Consider the following 21101-nt stretch of genomic DNA (forward strand, 5'->3'; position numbering starts at 1 on the left):
CGGGTAATCAGCGTGGCTCGGGCACGCAGGAGGCCTGATGCACGGGCATGTCAGAGGCGGTATGGCGGGCTTCCAGCTTCAGGCAGCACAGCATGGCCTGGCTAAGGTATCGGTGCACCATGCGTGTGGACACGCCCAGCGCTTCTGCAATTTCCCGGTTGCTCATGCCGTCGGCCATGGCCATGAAAAAGGCATTGCCCACTTTGGCGGGCAGGGTGCGCAACATGCTGTCTATCTCTTGCAGGGCTTCCAGCACCAGGGCCTGGTGTTCGGCAGAAGGAACCAGGGCGGCCGGGCGGTTGGCCAGCTCTTCCAGCCAGGCTTGTTCAATCTGACGGCGTCGCCATAAGTCCACGCACATGCCATTGGCCATGAGCCGCAAATACACACGGGCTTCGGGCTCGCTGCCGAATTGACGGGGTTTCTGTAGCAGTCGGACAAAAACGTCTTGGGCCAGATCGGCCGCATCGAAGGAATTACCTAGCCTGCGTCGTAGCCAGCTATGCAACCAGCCGTGGTAATTCCGGTAGAGCGATTCCGTGTCGGGTGAGAAGGCGGCATTGTGCATGATGCGTTCCAGTGGTGCCTGCTCGACCAGAAAAATGGTAGAGAATCGGGCAATGAGAACTGAGAATAATTCTCAATTATCAGAAAAAACCGCCCATTCGGCAAGTTGCCGTGGGCGGTTTTACTGTTGGCATCGCAAGCGATCAGGCCTGATCGCGCCCTTCTTCTACAGCATGACAAGCCACTTCTTGCGGCCCGGTTTGCAGCAAAGCCGGGGCTTCGCGGCGGCAGCGATCATTGGCCAGCGGGCAGCGTGGATGGAAGGTACAGCCCGATGGCGGGTTCAGTGGATTAGGCACTTCACCAGCGACCGGGATGCGGCTTTTGCCCGCTCCGCTCATGTCGGGAATGGCTCCCAGCAACATGCGCGTGTAGGGGTGGCGAGGCTGCGCGAACAAATCGTCGCGTGGCGCAATTTCCACAATCCGGCCCAAATACATGACGCCAACCCGGTCGGCCACGTGATGCACCACCGCCAGGTTGTGCGAGATGAACAGATAGGTCAGCCCCAGTTCGCGCTGCAAATCCTTCATCAGGTTCAGGACCTGTGCCTGCACCGACACGTCCAGCGCCGAGGTGGGCTCGTCACAGACGATGAACTCGGGTTGCAGAGCCAGAGCACGGGCAATGGAAATACGCTGGCGCTGGCCGCCGGAGAACTGGTGCGGGTAGCGCTGGGCGTCGCTGGGGTTCAGGCCCACTTGCGTCAGCAGCTCGGCCACTTTGGCGTCCTGCTGGGCGCGGCTCATGTCCGTGTGGGTGACCAGTGGTTCGGCAATGATGCGGCCCACGCGCCAACGAGGATTCAGGCTGGCATAGGGGTCCTGAAAAATCATCTGACGGCGTTTGCGCATGGCCTTCTGGCTGGCCTTGTCCATGGTTTTCAGAGACTGGCCATCAAACAGAATCTCGCCACGTGTCAGCGAATACAGGCCCGTCAGCAAACGGGCCACGGTGGATTTCCCACAGCCGGACTCACCCACCAGCGCCAGGGTTTCACCCTTGTTCAAGGTGAAGCTGACGCCATCGACCGCGCGCAGGTTTACCTTGGGTTTGCGGTAGACCAGACGTTCCAGCAAGGGCGGGGACACATCAAACCAGCAGGCAGCGTCCTTGACCTGGACCAGGGCTTGTTTAGGGGTGCTCATGCGGACTCCTGTGCATGCAGCCAACAGGCCGCCTGTGTTTGTGGGGGAACAGGCAACAGTTCGGGGCGTTCGACCAGGCAGCGATCAAAGCGACGATCACAGCGTGGATTGAAGGCGCAGCCGGGCGGGATGGCGTTCAGGCGCGGCATGCTGCCGGGGATTTGTTCCAGACGCTCCAGCCCCGCGTGCAGATTGGGAATGGAACGCATCAAGCCACGGGTATAAGGGTGGCTGGGTTTCTGGATTACATCCTGTACAGGGCCGATCTCGATAATGCGACCGGCGTACATCACGGCCACGCGGTCGGCGGTTTCCGCAATCACCCCCATATCGTGGGTAATCAGCATGACCGAGGTGCCTTGCGAGCGACAGAGCTTTTTCAGCAGGTCGATAATCTGCGCCTGAATTGACACGTCCAGTGCAGTAGTAGGTTCGTCTGCCACGATCAGCTTGGGCTCGGCCGCCAGGGCCAGCGCAATCACCACCCGTTGGCGCATGCCGCCGGAGAACTGGTGTGGATAGTGGTCAATACGCTCGCGCGCTGCCGGAATGCCGGTAGCTTCCAGCAATTCGATGGCGCGTTCCTGTGCCTGTTTCCAGGACAAGGGCAGATGCGTGACGATGGTTTCAGCCAGTTGATGACCCACGGTATAGAGCGGGTTCAGCGAGGTCAGCGGGTCCTGGAAAATCGCGCCAATCTTGCGGCCACGAATCTTGCGCATCTGGTCCTGGTTCAGATTGTCGATGCGCTCGCCTTCCAGCAGGATCTGGCCGCCGCTGATGCGACCGGGGGCATCGAGCAAACCAATAATGGAGGAACCCGTCAGGGATTTACCGGCACCGGACTCCCCCACCACTCCCAGCACTTCGCCGGGGGCGATGGAAAAGGACACATGATCCAGGGCTTGGAGCACACCACGCCGGGTCGGGAATTCGACACACAGGTCTTGGACAGTTAAGAGTGCAGTCATGGCTTAGCTCAATTTGGGGTTCAGGGCGTCACGCAACCAGTCGCCCAGGAGGTTGACCGACAGCACCAGCAGCACCAGCATCAGGCCAGGGAAAATCGTGATCCACCATTCGCCCGAGAACAGGAAGTCGTTACCGATCCGGATCAGGGTGCCCAGAGAAGGCGAGGTGGCCGGAACGCCGACGCCCAGAAAGGACAGCGTGGCTTCGGTGATGATGGCGGTGGCCAGATGCACGGTGGCCAGCACCAGCACGGGGCCCATCACATTGGGCAGCACATGGCTGAACATGATGCGCGGGGAGGACACGCCAATCACGCGGGCAGCCTGTACGTATTCACGGTTTTTCTCCACCAGCGTGGAGCCACGCACGGTACGGGCATATTGCGGCCAACCGGCCAGCGCAATCGCCCCGATCAGCACCGGGAAGGCGACTACATCGTGCATGTTCAAGGGGAACACGGCACGGGCCACCCCGTCGATCAGCAAGGCAATCAGGATGGCCGGGAAGGACAGCTGCACATCGGCCACACGCATGATGAAGGCATCCACACGGCCACCGGAGTAACCGGCCAGCAGGCCCAGCACGATACCGACCACCATGGACAAGGCTACCGAGGCCAGACCGATCAGCAAGGAGGTGCGCGTCCCGTACAACAGGGCCGAATACAGGTCACGCCCCTGGCTGTCTGTTCCCAACCAGTATTGGGGCGACCCGTTTTCCGACCAGGCCGGGGCCAGCAAGGCATCCATCAGATCGATGGAGGTCAGATCGAAGGGATCGTAAGGAGCCACCCAGCGGGCACCCAGCGCGCCGATAAACAGCAGCAAGGCCATGATGGTGGCCGCAATGGCGACGGGCGAGTGACGCCAGGACCAGACCAGATCGCTATCCCAGGCGGTTTTCAATTTAGCGAACATATTAGTGCCCCTTGGCGCCCGACAATTGGGTGCGCAGACGTGGATCGACCAGGAAGTACAGCAGGTCTACCAGCAGGTTGATCACAACAAATACCAGGGCAATCAGACAGAGATAGGCCGCCATCACGGGGATGTCGGCAAATTGCACGGCCTGGATAAACAGCAGACCCATGCCCGGCCATTGGAAAACGGTTTCCGTCACGATGGCAAAGGCGATGATGCCGCCCAGTTGCAGCCCCGTGATGGTGATAACCGGCACCATGGTGTTTTTCAGGGCGTGGCCAAAGTGGATGGCGCGTTGCGACAGGCCACGGGCACGAGCAAATTTGATGTAGTCGGCGCGCAGTACTTCCAGCATCTCGGAGCGCACCAGACGCAGGATCAGCGTGAGCTGGAACAAACAGAGCGTGATGGCGGGCAGGATCAAATGCTTGATCCCGTCCCAGCTAAGCAGGCCGGTACTCCACCAGCCAAACTTCAGGACTTCTCCCCGGCCATAACTGGGCAGCCAGCCCAATTGCACGGAGAAGATCAGGATCAGCAAGATACCGATCAGGAAGGTGGGCAGTGATATGCCCAGCAATGAAAAGGCCAGAATGCTTTGCGCCATGAAACTATTACGCTTCAAGGCGGTGTACACGCCCAGTGGCAGGCCTATCAGCAAGGCCAGTATGGCGGCCACCACGGAGAGTTCTACGGTGGCAGGCAGGCGGTCTTTGAGCAGGGTGGAAACCGGTTGGGCTTGCCGCAGGGACAGGCCAAATTCGCCTTGTACGGCCTGGGACACAAAGCGTCCGAATTGCACGGGGGCGGGTTGGTCCAGCCCCAGGCTGGCACGCAGTTCCACGCGATCTTGTTCGGTGGCGTCCTGTCCCAGCATGATGGTGACCGGGTCACCAATGTAGCGGAACAGCACAAAAGCCAGAAGGCTGACCGTCAGCATCACCAGAACAGCCTGGATCAGACGGCGAATAATAAATACCAGCATAGGCGGTCTCCTGGTAGAGCGCGAGGATCACTCGCGACCAGTGTCGTCCTTAATGTGTAGAAAGGGCCCGGCAAGGGGGCTGGTGTAGAAACGGATGACTACAGCGTAATGGGAACCAGCCCCGCACGGAGGCGGGGCTGGGTATGAAAACAACTTAGTCGATGGTGGTCCATTGGGCCAGCATGCGGTTGTCCGCACGATGTACCACGTTGACCTTCTTGGCCATGGCCCAAGGAATGATCTGGTCATGCAGGGGAATGTGACCCACTTCCTTGGCATGAATTTCCAGAACCTTGTGGATGGCCGCATCGCGCTTGGCGGTGTCGGTTTCGGTCTTGATCTGGTCGATCAAGGCGTCCACTTCGGCGTTTTCGTAGCCACCAAAGTTAAAGGAGCCGTCAGCGCCCTCGCCCTTGCTGTGCATCAGGCTTTGCAGGGTGTACAGCGCATCAAAGGTCGGCACGCCCCAGCCAAACATGTAGGCGCTGGAGTCAAAGCTTTGTACCTTGGGGAAGTAGGTGGCGCGTGGCATGGCGTTCAGGTTGGCTTTCACGCCGACCTTGGCCCACATGCCCACGATGGCCTGGCAGATGGCTTCATCGTTGATGTAGCGATCGTTCGGGCAATCCAGGGTGAAGGTCAGGGAATTGTCGTAACCGGCTTCTTTCAGCAGTTCCTTGGCACGATCCTGGCTGTAAGGCAGGCGCTGGGCCAATTCCTTGGTGTAGCCGTGAACCTGAGGGGCCACCATGGTGCCGGTGGGGGCGGAAGAACCGCGCATCACGGCTTTCTTGATGGCTTCAATGTCGATGGCCACGTACAGGGCTTCACGCACACGCTGGTCAGCAAAGGGGTTCTTGCCCTTGATGCTGCTGTATTTCAGCTCTGGATTCTTCTGGTCCAGACCCAGGTAGATGGTGCGGTACTCGTTGCCTTCCACAATCTTGGTTTGCTGGCGCAGACGCTGCAAGTCCTGCGCAGGCGGGTCCAGAACCAGGTCCACTTCGCCAGACAGCAAGGCAGCGGTACGGGTGGCGTTCTGCTTGATAGGTACGTAGATCACTTCGGTGACGTTACCCACCTTGTTGCCCTTGTTCCACCATTCTTCGTTTTCGACAAAGACGGTGCGCACGTCCACTTCACGCGACTTCAGCTTGTAAGGGCCGGTACCGTTGGTGTTGCGAGCCGAGTAGGTTTCTTCGTTCTTGTTGAAGTCCTGGGGCTGGGTCACATTGTTCTTTTCCGACCAGGCCTTGTTCATGATGAACACACTGGTCAATTGGCGCAGCAGAACCGGGTTGGGCGCGGCGGTGATGATGTCCACCGTCTTGTCGTCCACTTTTTCAGCCTTGACGATGCCGTTCACGTAGGCCTTGAAGTTGGACGTAGGGGCCATGGCGCGCTGAATGGAGAACACCACGTCATCGGCGGTAAAGGGAGCGCCGTCGTGGAATTTCACCCCTTCGCGCAGCGTAAAGCGCCAGACAGTAGGTTCACGCTGTTCCCAGGCCGTGGCCAGGCTGGGCACAATCTGGAAATCCTTGTCGTAGTCCACCAGCGCCTCATAGACATACATGCTGCCTGTGATCGTGAGGTTTTCGTTCTGTGCGTGTGGGTCCAGCGTCATGAAGTCGCCCTGGCTGGACCAGGTAAGCGTTTTGCTGTGGCCCACCAAGGGCAGGGCGACCAGAGCTGCCAGCGCAGCAGCCAATACTGTTTTTTTCATGAAAACCTCCTGTTGGGGTGCTTGGTGTCGCTGATAGAGAGGCTGCATAGTAACCGGGCGCTTGCTGCCGATTCAATACGTAGTTTCAGCCTGCTGTCAGCTTAATGATGTTTAGTGATTTATATCATCCCGGCGCTTATTCAGTGGCTCTCGGTGTACCGCTGACTTGTCGCTATAATGGTGTACATATATACAGTTAATGGGCTGATCAAGGTGGCGGCACAAGAAGAAAAACCTCTGGAGCGGCGTATCGCTCATGTGGATATGGATGCGTTTTATGCCTCGGTGGAGCTGCTGCGCTACCCGCATTTGCGCGGCAGTCCCGTGGTGATTGGCGGGCGCAGTGCTGATGCGCCCAGGCAATTGCCCGATGGCAGCTGGCAACATGCCCGTCTGGCCGATTACGTTGGGCGCGGGGTGGCCACGACTTCTACCTACGAAGCGCGTCAGCTGGGTGTGTTCTCGGCCATGGGTTTAATGAAGGCGGCCCAACTGGCCCCCGATGCCATCTTGCTGCCTGCCGATTTTCAAGCTTACCGCCATTATTCGCGCTTGTTTAAACAGGCCGTAGCCACGGTCTCGGACCATATCGAGGATCGGGGTATCGACGAGATCTATGTAGACCTTAGCCATAAAACCGAAGACAGCCACGAACTGGCCGAGCAGATTCGACAAGCCGTGAACCAGGCCACCGGCCTGACCTGTTCGGTAGGCATTACGCCCAACAAGCTGCTCTCCAAAATTGCCTCAGAACTGAACAAGCCCAATGGGGCCTGTGTGCTGACCATGGACGATGTGCCTACCCGCATCTGGCCGCTGGCTGTGGGCAAGATCAATGGCATTGGTCCCAAGTCCGTCGTGAAACTGACGGAAATGGGCATACAGAAGATCGGGGAACTGGCCGCCACACCTGCAGAAAAATTGCAGGAACATTTTGGCCTGCGCTACGCGCAATGGCTGATGGCCGTGGCTCAAGGCCAGGACGAGCGCCCCTTATCCACCGACCGCACGCCTAAATCCATCAGTCGTGAAACCACCTTCGAGCGTGATCTGCACGTGCGCATGGATCGGTCCCGCCTGTCTGCCGTGCTGGAGTCTCTGTGTGAAAAGCTGGAGCAGGATTTACGCAAATCCGCCATGTGCGCCCAAACCATAGGCATCAAGCTGAAGTTCGAAGACTTCAAAACCGTGACGCGCGACCTGTCCCTGCCCGCTCCCGTGCTGGCGGCGGATGCCATTTTGGCCGCCGTCCGCCAGAATTTGAAACGCGCCGTGCTGGACAGACGCTTGCGCTTGCTGGGTGTGAAAGCCAGCGCTCTGCTGCCCATCAGTGAAATGCCGCAGGAGCAGCCTCGTCAACTGGATCTGGACGGTTTGTTTTAGGCAGGCAGATCTTTGGAAGGCTGCTTGGATGACAGGTTTTATACAAACGCGTCCCGGCGACTCCCACCCCGATACCGTGCAAAGATTTCAGGCTTAAAACGCTTTGGCGCCTGCCAGGGCGCGGATGTGTACCAGAAAAGGGACAATCCACGGCCAGATGGCCATTGTCCCAGGCATAAGCGTCCTGCCGGGGGTGTGCTGCGTTAGAATTAATTGTCCAGCCGCCGGGCTGGTTTATTTTTTCTTCTTTCATTTTCATCAAGGTTTGCCGTTATGGAATTCGATCGGGCCGGTGTACGTGCATTAATGGAAATTACCCAGCGTCCGGAGTTGGTCTTTGTGCGAGGAGAAGGTTCCTGGCTGCAAGATCACAACGGCAAGCGATACCTGGACACCGTCCAGGGCTGGGCCGTGAACGCGCTGGGCCACAGCCCTGCCAACGTGATCAAGGCGATCACCGAACAAGCGTCCAAATTAATCAACCCCTCGCCTGCGTTCTACAACGAGCCCTCTATCGAGCTGGCCAAACGCATCGTGGAACACTCCTGCTTTGATCGCGTGTTCTTTGCCAACAGTGGTGGCGAAGCTAACGAAGGCGCCATCAAGCTGGCGCGCAAATGGGGTCAGATCAACAAGAACAACGCTTACAAGATCATTTCTTTTGAGCACTCTTTCCATGGCCGTACCCTGGCCACCATGTCCCTGTCCGGCAAGCCCGGCTGGGATCGCATGTTTGCTCCACAGGTCGACGGCTTTCCTAAAGCCAAGCTGAACGATCTGGAATCCGTGCGCGCGCTGATCGACGATCAAACCGTGGGCATCATGCTCGAACCCGTACAGGGCGAGGCCGGTGTTATTCCTGCGACCGTGGAATTCATGAAGGGTCTGCGCGCTCTGGCCGACGAGCACAAATTGCTGCTGATCGTGGACGAAGTGCAAACCGGCATGGGCCGTACCGGCACCATGTTTGCCTACGAACACTCGGGCATCCGTCCTGACATCATGACCTTGGGTAAAGGCATTGGTGGTGGCGTGCCTTTGTCGGCACTGTGCGCACGCGAAGAAGTGTCCTGCTTCCAGCCAGGCGACCAGGGCGGTACCTACAACGGTAACCCCCTGATGACCGCTGCTGGCGTGGCCGTGTTCGACGAACTGGCTGCTCCTGGCTTCCTGGCTTCGGTCAACGCCCGCGCCAAGCAGCTGTCCGAAGGCCTGCTGGCCATTAGCGCCAAGTGGGGCATGAATGGTGAGCGTGGTGAAGGTCTGTTGCGTGCTCTGATCCTGGATCAGGACGACGGCCCGGAAATCGTGGCTGCTGCTCGCGACCGTGCTCCAGAAGGCATGTTGCTGAACTCGCCACGTCCTAACCTGCTGCGTTTCATGCCAGCTCTGAACATCACGGCCGACGAAATCGACCTGATGTTGGCCTGGCTGGACGAAATCCTGGTCAAGGTTCGCGGCTAAGCGGCCAGCTTGCTGTAAAGAAATCCGCCTTCGGGCGGATTTTTTTGGTCTTTGGGTTTTGGTAGCCCTGCGGGTCTAGCGGTTTGGAGCAGGCCTGCAAACCGCCGTTCCTGGCTTAGAAGTCGAGTTGCTCAGGTGTAATTCCAAGTGCGGCGGCAATGCGCTCCAGGCTGCTTTTGCGTAGCCGCTCGCTGCTCTCTTGCTGAGCATAGGCAGATTGGCTGATACCCAGACGAGCGGCCAGCTCTGCCTGTGTCAGCCCAAGGTGTTCACGCCATGCCCGAACCGGCGTAGCACCGTCGATCGTGCTGCTGACGACGGCGTGGGGGATCAGCCCGCCGTCTTGGGTCTGGCTGGCGATGTAGTCTTCGTAGGGAATCACGACAAAAGCGGGATTGCCGTCCGGGCCATTGATGATCTGAATGTTAGTACGTGCGTTCATCGCGCTTTCTCACTTCCTGGATGTCGATAATTCTTATCTCTACGTCCCAATCAAACAGGACGCGATAGTTTCCGATGCGCAGGCGATAGCCATACTGGTGATTCGTCAGCGCTTTGATGTTCTGCGATCCGGAGCAATTGGGCATGTCAGCCAAGTTGCCGACACCGTCGCGGATAGCGCCCTGGTGTTGCCTGTCGATCTTGCGCAGTTGTTTGGCGGCTTTGGGTGTCCAGAATATCGAGTTCATGGACAAAATATAAGTTAATTATAAGTTAAGTTGCTTGATATAAGTTTGGAAAAATTGCGCGGAGGACGGCAAAAAACCATTTTTGACTCCTGTTCTTGCACTCCCACGGCTAACTTGAAACGCGCATGAAATATCACAAATGCCATCGTTGGCGGTATTTAGTTTATTTTAAAAAATAATATAAATATCAATAACTTAAAGTAATTTCATCCAACTGTTAGCCAGCATAAGTAAATGATTGTTCTGTTGTGGTGTCAGGAGAATGGAGTCGATGTAATAGAAGCTTCCAAGATTTGCCTGCAAGCGCAGGCCCACCCCGTGAGGCACTGTTTACCATGCTCCAGCAACTGTCCAAACTCATCGTAGCTAGTGCCCTTGTGCTGGCTGTTTCTCCGGCCATTGCCGCCGATTCTTTACGCATTGGCGTGGTGCCGGGCGCCTATGCCGATTCCATCAATGCCGCGGCCAAGGATGCCAAGGCCCAAGGCATCAATGTCGAGGTGATCGAGTTCACCGACTGGACCACGCCCAATGTGGCAGTGGATAACGGCGATATTGATATCAACTACTTTCAGCACCAGCCTTTCCTGAAAAACGCCATCGAGAAAAATGGCTACAAGCTGGCCAGTGCGGGTACGGGCATTCTGGCTAATGTGGGTGTGTATTCGCTCAAGCATCAGGCGGTGGACCAGGTCCCTCAGGGCGGTAAGGTAGGCATTGCCAACGACCCCGTGAACCAGGGGCGTGGTCTGCTCTTGCTGCAAAAAGTCGGGCTGATCAAGCTCAAGCCAGAGGTCGGTTATCTGGGCAGCCTGGATGACATTGTCGAGAACCCCAAAAAGCTCAGCTTTGTGGAAGTAGAAGGCCCGCAGCTGGTGCGTATTACGGGTGATGTGGATATTGCCCAGGGCTATCCGCATTTCATCGTGGCGGCCAAAGCCTTTGATCCTTCCAGTGGTCTGGCCTACTCCGGTATTGAAGATGCGCAGTTTGCCATTCAGTTCGTGGTGAAAGCGGACCGTACCAACGATCCTGTCATTCAAAAATTCATTTCCATCTATCAAAACTCGCAGTCTGTGCGTGACGTGTCGCGTGCGGCATTCAATAACGACGAGCGCCTCTACACCCTGGCCTGGCTGAATGCACAAGGAGGGGCGAAATAATGGCTGCGATCTTCTCCTCTCGCCTGCAGCGTTGGGCGCTGGGCATTCTGTTTGCCGCTGCCCTGCCGTTCAGCAGCTCTGCCGCCGTGATCAAAGTGGGCTCCATTCCCGGTGCAACCTCGGATGCGGTGCAAGCGCTGATCCCGGAAGGCAAAAAGCAGGGTCTGGATATTCAGTTGGTGGAATTTATGGATTGGACGCTGCCCAACGAGGCCGTCAACAACCGCGATATTGATGTGAATTTCTTCCAGCACGAAGCCTTTTTGAACAATGCCATCAAAGAGCGTGGCTACGACCTGGAATTGATTGGTCTGGGCTTGCTGCAAAACATTGGCCTGTACTCGAACAAGTATCAGTCTCTGGACCAGGTTCCCAAGGGCGCAACCGTGTCCTTGCCGAATGATCCGGTCAATCAGGGCCGTGGCCTGTTGCTGCTGCAAAAAGCGGGCCTGATTACCTTGCGCCATGGTCTGGATACCGGGGCTACGGTCAATGATGTGGTGGACAACCCCAAGCAGCTCAAGCTGGTGGAAATTGAAGGCCCGCAACTGATTCATTCCCTGCCGGATGTGGATCTGGCCGTCGTCTGGCCCAGCTATTTCGTCAGCGCTGGCCGCAAGGCGGATGCGGGCAAAGCCCTGGTCTATTCCGGCATTGCCGACACCTTTTATGCAATGGGTTTTGTTACGCGCAAAGATCGCGTCAACGACCCTGCCCTGAAACAGTTCGTGGAGCTGTTCCAGCAGTCGCAAGCGGTACGCAACACGATTGCAGACCGCTTTGATCACAACCCCCATCTGTACACCTTGCCCTGGCAAGGCAGCAGCACAGCGAGCAAGTGATATGGCATACACATCAGCACTACGGCGTAATTTGGACGAGTTGCGGGACACCGCCGAACAGGCCGCAGGACAGCGCGAGGTTCACAAGGCCAGTGCGTCTGCCAAAGCGGAACTGGAACAGCAACCCAGCGTCGTCAAGGCAGGCAGCGTGGCTTTTCGCAATCTGTCCAAAATCTATCAGTCCTCGGCAGGCGCCGTGCCTGCCTTGCAGGACATTGATCTGGACATCGCGCCAGGCAGCATCTTCGGCATTATTGGCCGTAGCGGCGCGGGTAAATCCAGCTTGCTGCGCACCATCAACCGGCTGGAGCGCCCGAGCAGCGGCCAGGTATTGGTAGATGGCGTGGACATTGCCCGTCTGAATGAGTCGGAGCTGGTGCAGCTGCGTCGCCGCATCGGCATGATTTTTCAGCACTTCAATTTGCTGTCTGCCAAGACGGTGTACGAGAACGTGGCCTTGCCCTTGAAGGTAGCCGGTGTGTCGGCGCAGGACATTGCCCAGCGTGTTCAGGAGCTGCTGCAACTGGTCGGCTTGCAAGATAAGGCCGATACCTATCCCAGCCGTTTGTCGGGCGGGCAAAAGCAGCGCGTGGGCATTGCTCGTGCCTTGGCAACCGGCCCGGAGATTTTGCTGTGCGACGAAGCCACTTCGGCACTGGACCCGGAGACCACGCAGTCCATTTTGAGCCTGCTCAAGGACATTAACCGCCGTTTGGGCATTACCGTCGTGCTGATTACGCACGAGATGAGCGTGATCCGTGAAATTGCCGACCGCGTGCTGGTGCTGGAAAAAGGCCGCATTGCCGAACTGGGCGAGGTCTGGCGTGTGTTTGGCAAACCGCAGCATGGCGCCACCAAGGCGCTGCTGGCCCCCTTGCAGCACACACTGCCGGAGGACTTGCAGGCACGTCTGGTACAGCAGCCTCCTAAAACTGGCACGTACAGCCGCATCCTGCAATTGAGCTATAGCGGCGAAGGTGGCTGGGAGCCGGATTTGCTGCGCATTGCCCGCAGCCTGCCCGGCCAGCCGCAGCTGGTTCATGGTGGCGTGGACCGCATTCAGGGCCATGCACATGGACGTTTGCTGGTCGCCATTGAGGGGCATGTGAGCCTGCCCGATTTGACATCTTTGACGCAAGGCCCGGCGGCTATCGCGCATCACATTGAGGACATTGGATATGTTGTGGAATCTGAGTATCCCCGCTGAGCGTTATTGGCAGGCTTTTCTGGACACGTTGATGATGGTGGGCGTGTCTGGGGGCATTGCCTTTCTGGCTGGTATTCCGCTGGCGGTGCTCTTGATTGTGACGGCCCCTCATGGCTTTTGGGAGTCGCCCAAGATCAACCGGGCGGTGGGTAGCGTGGTCAATGGTTTCCGGGCCACGCCCTTCATTGTTTTGCTGGTTGCGCTGATTCCTTTCACGCGCTTGCTGGCAGGCACCACGATTGGGGTGTGGGCGGCCATTGTGCCCTTGGCAATCAGCGCCACGCCTTTCTTTGCCCGTATTGCCGAGGTCAGCCTGCGCGAGGTGGACTCGGGCCTGATTGAAGCGGCTCAAGCCATGGGCTGCAAGAAGTGGGACATCGTGCGCCACGTCTACTTGCCCGAGGCACTGCCCGGCATTGTGGGTGGCTTCACCATCACCATCGTGGCCTTGATCAGCTCGTCTGCCATGGCGGGTGCAGTTGGTGCCGGTGGCCTGGGTGACTTGGCAATCCGCTATGGCTATCAGCGTTTTGACACGCAGGTGATGTTGATCGTGATTGCCGTGTTGATTGCTTTAGTGACTGTGGTGCAGTTTGCCGGCGACCGCTACGTGCAGTGGCTGCGCGCACGTTGATCCGAGTTCAGCCAAGGGCTGGCGCACGTAGTGGCGTCGCCTTGGCAATGAATGTGATGTTCTTTGTTTGCTCGGACGCTCTGTCTTGAGCTGGGACGCAGGTGCTGGCAGCTGCGTCTATCCCTACCGTTTTTAGTCATTGAAAAGAGTGCCGTATGAATGATCGGATTACTCAGGGCGGAGCTTTGCCCGAAGCATCTGCAAAGCAGCGTCTGCCCTTGCCCCCCCAACAGCCTCATGTGATTGGCAGCGAGGCCGAAGCCCTCGCCATTGCTCGGCAATTGGCTGCTGAATTTGCGCAAACTGCTGCCGAGCGCGACCGCCTGCGCCAGCTTCCCTGGGACGAGATAGAGCGCTATACCGCCAGCGGCCTGGGTGCCATCACTATCCCCAAAGCCTATGGCGGCCTGGAAGTTTCCAATGAAACGCTGGTGCAGGTGTTTGCCATCATCAGCGCGGCTGATCCTTCCCTGGGTCAGATCCCGCAAAACCATTTCGCGCTGATCCAGAACCTGAAAGACACCGGCACTGAATCTCAAAAGCAGCGTTGGTTCAAGGCGGTGCTGCAAGGCGCACGTTTAGGCAATGGCGGGCCGGAGAAAAAGGGCAAGGCAGCGGTGATTACCGACATCACTGCCCATCTTGCGCGGGCAGCGGATGGCCGCTTGCGCGTTAGCGGCACACGCTTTTATTCAACCGGCGCCTTGTTCGCGCATTGGATTCCTTTCCGAGCTGCGGATGAGCAAGGCCGTGGCGTACAGGTCTGGGTGCGTCGTGATGCGCCCGGCGTGCAGGTGATTGATGACTGGAACGCTTTTGGGCAACGCACCACCGCCAGTGGCAGTGTGGTGTTCGAGCAGGTCCTGGTCGAGGAAGACCATGTGCTGGAAAGCTGGCGCTTTGTGGACAAGCCTTCCCTGTCGGGTCCTATTTCTCAACTGATTCAAGCCAGTATTGATGCCGGTATCGCCCAGGGTGCCTTGCAGGATGCGCTGGAATTTGTCCGCAATCGTGCGCGCCCCTGGACCGATTCGGGTGTGGCCAGTGCCACGCAGGACCCTCACATCATTCAGGAAGTGGGTGCCTTGCAGATTGAGGCGGATGCCGCTCAGGAAGTCTTGCTGGAGGCAGCGCGTTTGCTGGATGAATTGGCTGCCAAGCCCGTGGATGCAGACAGCAGCGCCCGTGCTTCTGTGGCTGTTGCCGAGGCAAAAATCCTGAGCACAGAAGCCGCCCTGAACGCCAGCGAACAGCTCTTTGCCTTGGCCGGCTCGTCGTCCACCCGTGCGGCTCATAACCTGGACCGCCACTGGCGTAATGCCCGCGTGCACACCTTGCATGACCCGGTGCGCTGGAAATATCACTTGCTGGGCAATTACCTGCTCAATGGCGCCTCGCCGTCTTATCACCAATGGAACTGAGGCCATGACAACACAGCTTTCTACATCCGTACACATCATCCAGTCCGAGGCCGAAGCGCTGCAAGCCGCCGAGCAGTTTGCACAATCCATTGCCCCCCATGCGCTGGAGCGTGATCGCGACCGTATCTTGCCGCATCGAGAGGTGGAGCAATTCAGTCAAAGTGGCTTATGGGGCATTACGGTCCCCAAAGAATACGGCGGCGCGGGCGTTTCCGCCGATGTGCTCACCCGTGTCGTGCAGCGCATTGCCAAGGCCGATGGCAACTTTGGCCATATCCCGCAAAACCACTATTACGCGTTGGAAGTGTTGCGCGTGGGGGCGACGCACGAGCAAAAGGCCTTTTTCTACGATCAGGTGCTGCAAGGCAAACGCTTTGGCAATGCATTGGCAGAGATCGGCAAGCAGGACTTTGTCCGTCGCACGCAATTGCTGAAAGAACCCGATGGCTGGTTTGTGGATGGCCGTAAATTCTATTGCACGGGTTCGCTGTTTGCACACTGGATTCCCACGCTGACGACCTCGCCTGATGATGGCCGCCTGTATCTGGTTTTTGTACCGCGTGGGGCTGCAGGCGTCACGCTGACAGACGATTGGGACGGCTTTGGCCAACGTGTGACAGGCAGCGGCTCGGTGGAGTTCACACGTGTTCCTGTGCAGCCGCAATGGGTCGTGCCGTTCACGGACTCCTTCGAGCGTCCGACCACTATTGGTCCCTATGCCCAGATCATCCATGCAGCACTGGATTTGGGCATAGGCCAAGGGGCTTTCGAGGCCACCTTGCCCTTTATCCGCGAGCACAGCCGCCCCTGGATTACCGCTGGCGTGGACAGCGCCGCACAGGACCCCTTGCTGCTGCAGGAGGTGGGCAATGTGCATGTGCGTTTGCGTGCCGCGCAAGCGCTACTGGCCCGCGCCGCCCGCTTTGTGGACGCCGCCCAGCAAGCACCGGATGAGGACAGCGTGGCTCAGGCCTCCATTGCCGTTGCGCAGGCCAAAGCCCTGGCGACCAGCGCCAGTGTGCTGGCAGGCAGCAAGTTATTTGAACTGGCAGGCACCAGCGCTACGCAGGCCCAGCATGGGCTGGATCGCTACTGGCGTAACGCCCGAGTCCATACCCTGCATGACCCGGTGCGCTGGAAGTACCACGCCATTGGCAATTACGCCCTGAATGGCGTGCGCCCGCCGCGCCATGGTGCTTTGTGATGCCACCTGGAAAGCTGTGTTTGGGCATGGCTGCAGGGGTGAAGAAGCGTTGCGCAGTATGGCTCAAAGCATGTCAGTAAATACGTTCTAGCAAGACACATATGCGCTTCGATATGGCCTGTTTTCCAGGCCACGAGCCTTTCTCTTTTATCTGGATGTTGATTGATGACTATCTCGAAGATTTTGAAAAAACTGACGGCGTTTAGCCTGGTTTCTACTGCCGTTTTGTTGAGCAGCACAGCGACCGCTGCGCCATTGAAAATCGGCGTTGTTCCCGGCATTTTTGCGGACTCGGTGGCCGTTGCCGCTCAGGAAGCCAAGAAGCAGGGGGTAGATGTGCAGGTGATCGAATTTACCGATTGGGCCACACCGAATGTAGCGCTGGATGCGGGCGATATTGATCTGAACTACTACCAGAACAGTAATTACCTGGCCAATGCGGTGCGCGACAAGGGCTTCAAGCTGGTCAGCGTGCAGCCGGGCATTTTGTCTTACCTGGGCCTGTATTCTCTCAAGCACGCCACGCTAGCCGATTTGCCCGATGGCGCAAAAGTGGCGATTGCCAGTGACGCCGTCAACGTAGGCCGTGGGTTGCGTCTGTTACAGCATGCAGGTTTGATCACGCTGCGCCCCGAGACCGGCTTGCTGGGCACTCCCGATGACATTGTTTCCAACCCCAAGAACCTGAAGTTTGTGGAAGTGGAAGGCCCGCAATTGGCACGTGCCACGCAGGACGTGGATCTGGCTCAAGGCTTTCCGTATTTCATCCTGGCCTCCAAAGCCTTTGATGCTACGAAAGCCTTGTCCTTGACCAGTTACGAGGACGACTCCTGGGCGATTCAGTTTGTGGCCCGTAGCGACAAGACGAAAGACCCGCGCATTGCCCAGTTCCTGGAGGTCTACAAAACATCGCCTGCGGTGCGCGAGGCAATCGATCAGTTCTACCAGGGCGAGAAAAAGCTGTATCGCCTGACCTGGTTGCCGCATTAAGCAAGGAGAGTGCCCCATGACGCAGCCCAAGAAACACATCCATTTCAACGCCTTCAATATGAATTGTGTGGGCCATATCCACCATGGTTTGTGGACGCATCCACGTGATCAATCCACGCAATACCACACCCTGAAGTATTGGACGGATCTGGCCAAAACTCTGGAAAAAGGCTTGTTCGACGGCATTTTTCTGGCGGATGTGGTCGGCTATTACGACGTTTACCAGCAAGGTGTGGACTTGACGCTGCGCGAGGGTATTCAACTACCGGTGAACAACCCCTGGCTGCTGGTCTCGGCCATGGCAGCCGTCACGCAACATATTGGCTTTGGTCTGACAGCGTCAGTGGCGGCTCATCACCCCTACACCTTCGCACGCGATGTCAGCACGCTGGATCAGCTAAGCAATGGACGCATAGGCTGGAACATCGTGACGGGTTATGTGGATAGCGGGGCGCGGGGTTTGGGGCAGGATGGTCTGGATGCACACGACAGCCGTTACGACCGGGCCGAGGACTTTCTGCAATTGGCTTACAAGCTGTGGGAAGGCAGCTGGGAAGATGGCGCGCTGATTGCCGACAAGCAGCGTCGTATCCATGCCCTGCCCGAGAAAGTGCATACCGTGCATCACGAAGGGCCGTTTTATCGCAGCAATGCAATTCATATGAGTGCGCCCTCTCCTCAGCGTACGCCTCTGCTGTTCCAGGCAGGCACCTCGGCGCGGGGGCTGCAGTTTGCCGGGCAACATGCTGAAGGGGTTTTCATCGGTGCGCGGGACCCGGAAGCGGCCAGGGATTCGTCACGCAAGCTGCGTCAGGCAGCGGTCAATGCGGGACGGCAAGCGCAGGACCTGAAGATTTATGCGGGTGTGGCGGTCGTTACGGGTGCTACGGAAGCCGAGGCTAAAGAAAAATATTCCGACTATCTGGCCCACGCCAGTTCCGAGGGCGGCCTGGCGCATTTTGCGGCCAGTACCGGCGTGGACTTTGCCCAGTATGACCTGGATGAACCCATCAGCTTTGGCCCCAGCAACGCGATTCAATCCGCAGCGGCCGCAGCCCAGAAACAAGGCTGGACGACGCGCCGCAAGCTGCTGGAGCAATTCACGCTGGGTAGCCGCTACAAAACCATTGTGGGCGACCCGCAGCAAGTGGCGGATGCGCTAAGCACCTGGATTGATGAAGGCGAGATCGACGGCTTCAATCTGACCCGCATCGTTGTGCCTGAAACCTGGGAAGACTTTGCCAGCTACATCGTGCCCGAGCTGCAAAACCGGGGCCGCTATCGCACGGCGTATGAAGGTGGAACCCTGCGCCAGCAATTGTTTGGACAAGGAGATCGGGTATCTGCCACGCACCCTGCCGCGCAGTGGCGGCATTTGGTGCCCGGTTCGACCCCGGAGGCGGGATCGGATGAGGCGGCTACCTCTGTCTTGCAGGCAAGCTGATTAAGGCGAGAAAGAGCCAGTATCTGCTGCGTTGGATCATTTTTTACGACCCCTTTTTTAAGGTCAGGATCATGTTGTTTGCCCGTTTTTCTATTCGTGCCGTGTTTGCCTTGGCAGCTTTGAGCCTAGCGGGCCATGTGTCTGCTGCTGCATTGAAAATCGGCGTCACGCCCGGCTCTTTGGCCGATTCTGTTGCCGTGGCAGCCAAGGAGGCCAAGAAACAGGGCCTGGAGGTCGAGGTGATTGAGTTCACCGACTGGACCACGCCCAATACGGCCTTGGCCTCCGGGGATCTGGATTTGAATTATTTCCAGCATCAGGCTTTTTTGGACAATGCCGTCAAGGAAGGTGGCTATGCCATTGAAAGTGTGGCTTATGGTTTATTGCCCAATATTGGCTTGTATTCCAAGCAGTATTCGTCCTTGGATGCGCTGCCCGAAGGCGCTTCTGTTGGGGTGGCGAGTGATCCGGTGAATCAGGCGCGCGGCCTGCTGCTTTTGCAGACGGCTGGCCTGATTCAGCTGAAAGAGGGGGCAGCTGCGCGTGCCTCGATTCATGATGTGACGGCCAACCCCAGAAAGCTGCGCATTGTGGAAGTCGAAGGGCCGCAATTGGTGCGCGCAGCCGATGACCTGCCCTTGGTCCAAGGTTATCCAGCCCATTTTGTGAACGCCGGGCAGGCCGAGCTGGCCAGCAAGGCCTTGCAGTATTCCACGGTGGATGATCTGTACTACGCGATTCGGTTTGTGGCTAGAAGCAGCCATAGAGAGGATCCGCGCATACGCCAGTTTGTGGGTCTTTATCAAAATTCCCCTGCCGTGGCCGCGCAGATCGACAGGTCTTTTGCGGGAGACAAGAAGCTGTATGCCTTGCCGTGGAAGACGACCGGTCATGCCTCCATTACGCAGGTTCCTTGAGGGCTGCACATCATGATGACTGACACTGCCGTTTTGACCTCTGATGTTGCGCCACGCCGGACTGTGCCAGAAAGGGCTGCACCAGCAAGTGCACGAGCTTCCGATCTGGGCGCCTTGCGTGCCCGTTTCGGCGCCCTCTTTCAACGCATTGCCGATACTGCGGCGGAGCGCGAGCATACCCGTACCTTGGCCTATGCGCCCATTCTGTGGCTGAAAGATAGCGGTTTTACGGCTCTGCGTGTGCCGCCTCAATGGGGTGGCAGCGGTGTCTCCATCCCGGTGTTCTTTGAGCTGTTTCAGGAGCTGGCTGCGGCGGATTCAAATGTCGCCCAAATTCTGCGGCCTCATTTTGGTTTCATCGACCGCTTGCTGATTGATCGGGATGAGGCCACGCAAGCGCAGTGGCTGCCATTGGCAGGCCAAGGGGCGATTTTTGGTAATGCCACGACCGAGACTGGTTTGGGCGCTGTAGGCCAGTTGCAAACCACGCTGGAGCCCGATCCAGAGCAGGCCGGTCAATGGCGTCTGAATGGCCGCAAGTTCTACAGCACGGGCACCTTGTACGCGGATTGGGTCACGGTGGTGGCTCGCAGCACAGGAACGGAACAGGAAGATGAAACGGTACATGTCGTGGTCGCCACCGACCAGGAAGGGGTGGAGCGTCTGGATGACTGGCATGGCTTTGGCCAAAGGCTGACGGGATCTGGCACGACGGTGCTGACGGATGTGCTTGTGCCCGAGAGCGCCATCATCCGTTTTCCGCGCCAGGAGCCCACACCCTTGGTGGCTTATTTTCAGCTGGTGCATTTGGCGACCCTGGCCGGTATTGCTCAAGCCGTGCAGCGTGATGCAGTGGCCTATGTGCAGGCGCGCAAGCGTGTCTTTAGCCATGGTAGTGCGGCGCTGCCCAAGGACGACCCCTTGGTGCAGCATATTGTGGGAGAGCTGGCCAGTACGGCTTATATCGCCCAGCTGGCGGTACGTGATGTGGCGGCTCATTTGCAAAGCATTGCGGATCAGCGGCAGGCGGGTGTGGAGGTCTCCCGCGAAACTTTGGACGCTCTGGAGCTACGCACTGCACAGGCGCAAGTAGCCGTGGTGGAGCCCGTCTTGCGGGCGGCCACGCGCCTGTTTGATGTGGGTGGCTCTACGGCCCTGGAGGAGTCCCGTCGTCTGGATAGACATTGGCGTAATGCGCGAGCCCTGGCCTCGCACAATCCGGTGATCTACAAGGCTCGGTCGGTGGGGGATATTTTGCTGAACGAGGCCGAGCCTGTGTACTACTGGCATGTGGGGACCAAGGGGAGTTGAGCTGATGCGGGCAGAGGCGGGGCCGCCTCTTGGAAACATAAAGGGCACGAATTAATCGTGCCCTTTTGCTTGGTACGCTCGGAGATCTGGGGATTGACGATAAGCAAGAAGACT

The 21101-nt window shown here is 58.0% G+C and carries 20 protein-coding genes; 12 read left to right on the forward strand and 8 right to left on the reverse strand.

The features are described from left to right. Positions 1-7: 7 nt before the first annotated feature. From ACFPDR_RS17790 to ACFPDR_RS17815, 6 genes are all read right to left on the reverse strand, one after another. Entirely contained in the window at positions 8-568 is a 561-nt protein-coding gene (locus ACFPDR_RS17790) for a sigma-70 family RNA polymerase sigma factor (RefSeq protein WP_226349110.1), read from the reverse strand. Positions 569-710: 142 nt separating this feature from the next. Then, entirely contained in the window at positions 711-1715 is a 1005-nt protein-coding gene (locus ACFPDR_RS17795) for an ABC transporter ATP-binding protein (protein ID WP_376911664.1), read from the reverse strand. Further along, complete coding sequence (locus ACFPDR_RS17800) at positions 1712-2686, reverse strand: ABC transporter ATP-binding protein (protein ID WP_083055176.1); 975 nt, start codon at positions 2684-2686, stop codon at positions 1712-1714. The genes ACFPDR_RS17795 and ACFPDR_RS17800 overlap by 4 nt, the downstream gene beginning before the upstream one ends. A gap of 3 nt (positions 2687-2689) precedes the next feature. Further along, positions 2690-3604, reverse strand: a complete 915-nt coding sequence (locus tag ACFPDR_RS17805; RefSeq protein ID WP_009461211.1) for an ABC transporter permease — start codon at positions 3602-3604, stop codon at positions 2690-2692. A gap of 1 nt (position 3605) precedes the next feature. Further along, on the reverse strand, positions 3606-4592 hold the full coding sequence (locus ACFPDR_RS17810) for an ABC transporter permease (protein WP_376911667.1): 987 nt from the start codon (positions 4590-4592) through the stop codon (positions 3606-3608). 154 nt (positions 4593-4746) lie between these two features. Continuing rightward, positions 4747-6318, reverse strand: a complete 1572-nt coding sequence (locus ACFPDR_RS17815; RefSeq protein ID WP_009461209.1) for an ABC transporter substrate-binding protein — start codon at positions 6316-6318, stop codon at positions 4747-4749. A gap of 177 nt (positions 6319-6495) precedes the next feature. On the opposite strand from ACFPDR_RS17815, the gene dinB reads away from it, so the two are divergent. Together dinB and ACFPDR_RS17825 are read left to right on the forward strand one after the other, a co-directional pair. Continuing rightward, the gene (gene dinB / locus ACFPDR_RS17820; protein WP_376911669.1) at positions 6496-7701 is read left to right on the forward strand and encodes a DNA polymerase IV; all 1206 of its coding nucleotides are present in this window, start codon (positions 6496-6498) and stop codon (positions 7699-7701) included. Between the two features lie 273 nt (positions 7702-7974). Next, positions 7975-9165 (forward strand): acetylornithine transaminase, encoded by a 1191-nt coding sequence (locus ACFPDR_RS17825; protein WP_035269332.1) that lies wholly within the window; start codon positions 7975-7977, stop codon positions 9163-9165. A 115-nt stretch (positions 9166-9280) separates the two neighbouring features. Here ACFPDR_RS17825 and ACFPDR_RS17830 read toward each other — a convergent pair whose 3' ends face one another. Continuing rightward, positions 9281-9607, reverse strand: a complete 327-nt coding sequence (locus tag ACFPDR_RS17830) for a helix-turn-helix domain-containing protein (protein ID WP_042484873.1) — start codon at positions 9605-9607, stop codon at positions 9281-9283. Further along, positions 9591-9854: a type II toxin-antitoxin system RelE family toxin gene (locus ACFPDR_RS17835; RefSeq protein WP_035269329.1), complete on the reverse strand. Its 264-nt coding sequence runs from the start codon at positions 9852-9854 to the stop codon at positions 9591-9593. The genes ACFPDR_RS17830 and ACFPDR_RS17835 overlap by 17 nt, the downstream gene beginning before the upstream one ends. Before the next feature lie 335 nt (positions 9855-10189). On the opposite strand from ACFPDR_RS17835, the gene ACFPDR_RS17840 reads away from it, so the two are divergent. The 10 genes from ACFPDR_RS17840 to ACFPDR_RS17885 all read left to right on the forward strand — a co-directional run bounded on the left by ACFPDR_RS17840 (position 10190) and on the right by ACFPDR_RS17885 (position 20987). After that, positions 10190-11017, forward strand: coding sequence for a MetQ/NlpA family ABC transporter substrate-binding protein (locus tag ACFPDR_RS17840; protein ID WP_088453114.1), 828 nt, complete (start codon positions 10190-10192; stop codon positions 11015-11017). Further along, entirely contained in the window at positions 11017-11859 is an 843-nt protein-coding gene (locus ACFPDR_RS17845; protein ID WP_376911673.1) for a MetQ/NlpA family ABC transporter substrate-binding protein, read from the forward strand. The genes ACFPDR_RS17840 and ACFPDR_RS17845 overlap by 1 nt, the downstream gene beginning before the upstream one ends. Before the next feature lies 1 nt (position 11860). After that, positions 11861-13066: a methionine ABC transporter ATP-binding protein gene (locus ACFPDR_RS17850; protein WP_376911675.1), complete on the forward strand. Its 1206-nt coding sequence runs from the start codon at positions 11861-11863 to the stop codon at positions 13064-13066. Next, the gene (locus ACFPDR_RS17855; RefSeq protein ID WP_009461203.1) at positions 13038-13700 is read left to right on the forward strand and encodes a methionine ABC transporter permease; all 663 of its coding nucleotides are present in this window, start codon (positions 13038-13040) and stop codon (positions 13698-13700) included. The genes ACFPDR_RS17850 and ACFPDR_RS17855 overlap by 29 nt, the downstream gene beginning before the upstream one ends. A gap of 155 nt (positions 13701-13855) precedes the next feature. After that, positions 13856-15121, forward strand: a complete 1266-nt coding sequence (locus tag ACFPDR_RS17860) for an SfnB family sulfur acquisition oxidoreductase (protein ID WP_376911678.1) — start codon at positions 13856-13858, stop codon at positions 15119-15121. Positions 15122-15125: 4 nt separating this feature from the next. Beyond that, a complete protein-coding gene (locus ACFPDR_RS17865; protein WP_268378625.1) occupies positions 15126-16325 on the forward strand; it encodes an SfnB family sulfur acquisition oxidoreductase in 1200 nt (399 codons plus the stop codon). Positions 16326-16490: 165 nt separating this feature from the next. Next, positions 16491-17315 (forward strand): MetQ/NlpA family ABC transporter substrate-binding protein, encoded by an 825-nt coding sequence (locus tag ACFPDR_RS17870; protein WP_009461199.1) that lies wholly within the window; start codon positions 16491-16493, stop codon positions 17313-17315. 16 nt (positions 17316-17331) lie between these two features. Next, on the forward strand, positions 17332-18759 hold the full coding sequence (locus tag ACFPDR_RS17875; protein ID WP_321388144.1) for an LLM class flavin-dependent oxidoreductase: 1428 nt from the start codon (positions 17332-17334) through the stop codon (positions 18757-18759). 71 nt (positions 18760-18830) lie between these two features. Next, the gene (locus ACFPDR_RS17880) at positions 18831-19676 is read left to right on the forward strand and encodes a MetQ/NlpA family ABC transporter substrate-binding protein (protein WP_321388146.1); all 846 of its coding nucleotides are present in this window, start codon (positions 18831-18833) and stop codon (positions 19674-19676) included. A 12-nt stretch (positions 19677-19688) separates the two neighbouring features. Then, positions 19689-20987 carry an acyl-CoA dehydrogenase family protein gene (locus tag ACFPDR_RS17885; protein WP_321388148.1) on the forward strand — a complete coding sequence of 433 codons (1299 nt, stop codon included), beginning with the start codon at positions 19689-19691 and terminating at the stop codon, positions 20985-20987. The last annotated feature ends 114 nt before the right edge of the window (positions 20988-21101 follow it).

It is taken from the genome of Alcaligenes sp. GCM10023179 (assembly GCF_042653705.1).
Taxonomy (GTDB): Bacteria; Pseudomonadota; Gammaproteobacteria; order Burkholderiales; family Burkholderiaceae_B; genus Alcaligenes; species Alcaligenes phenolicus.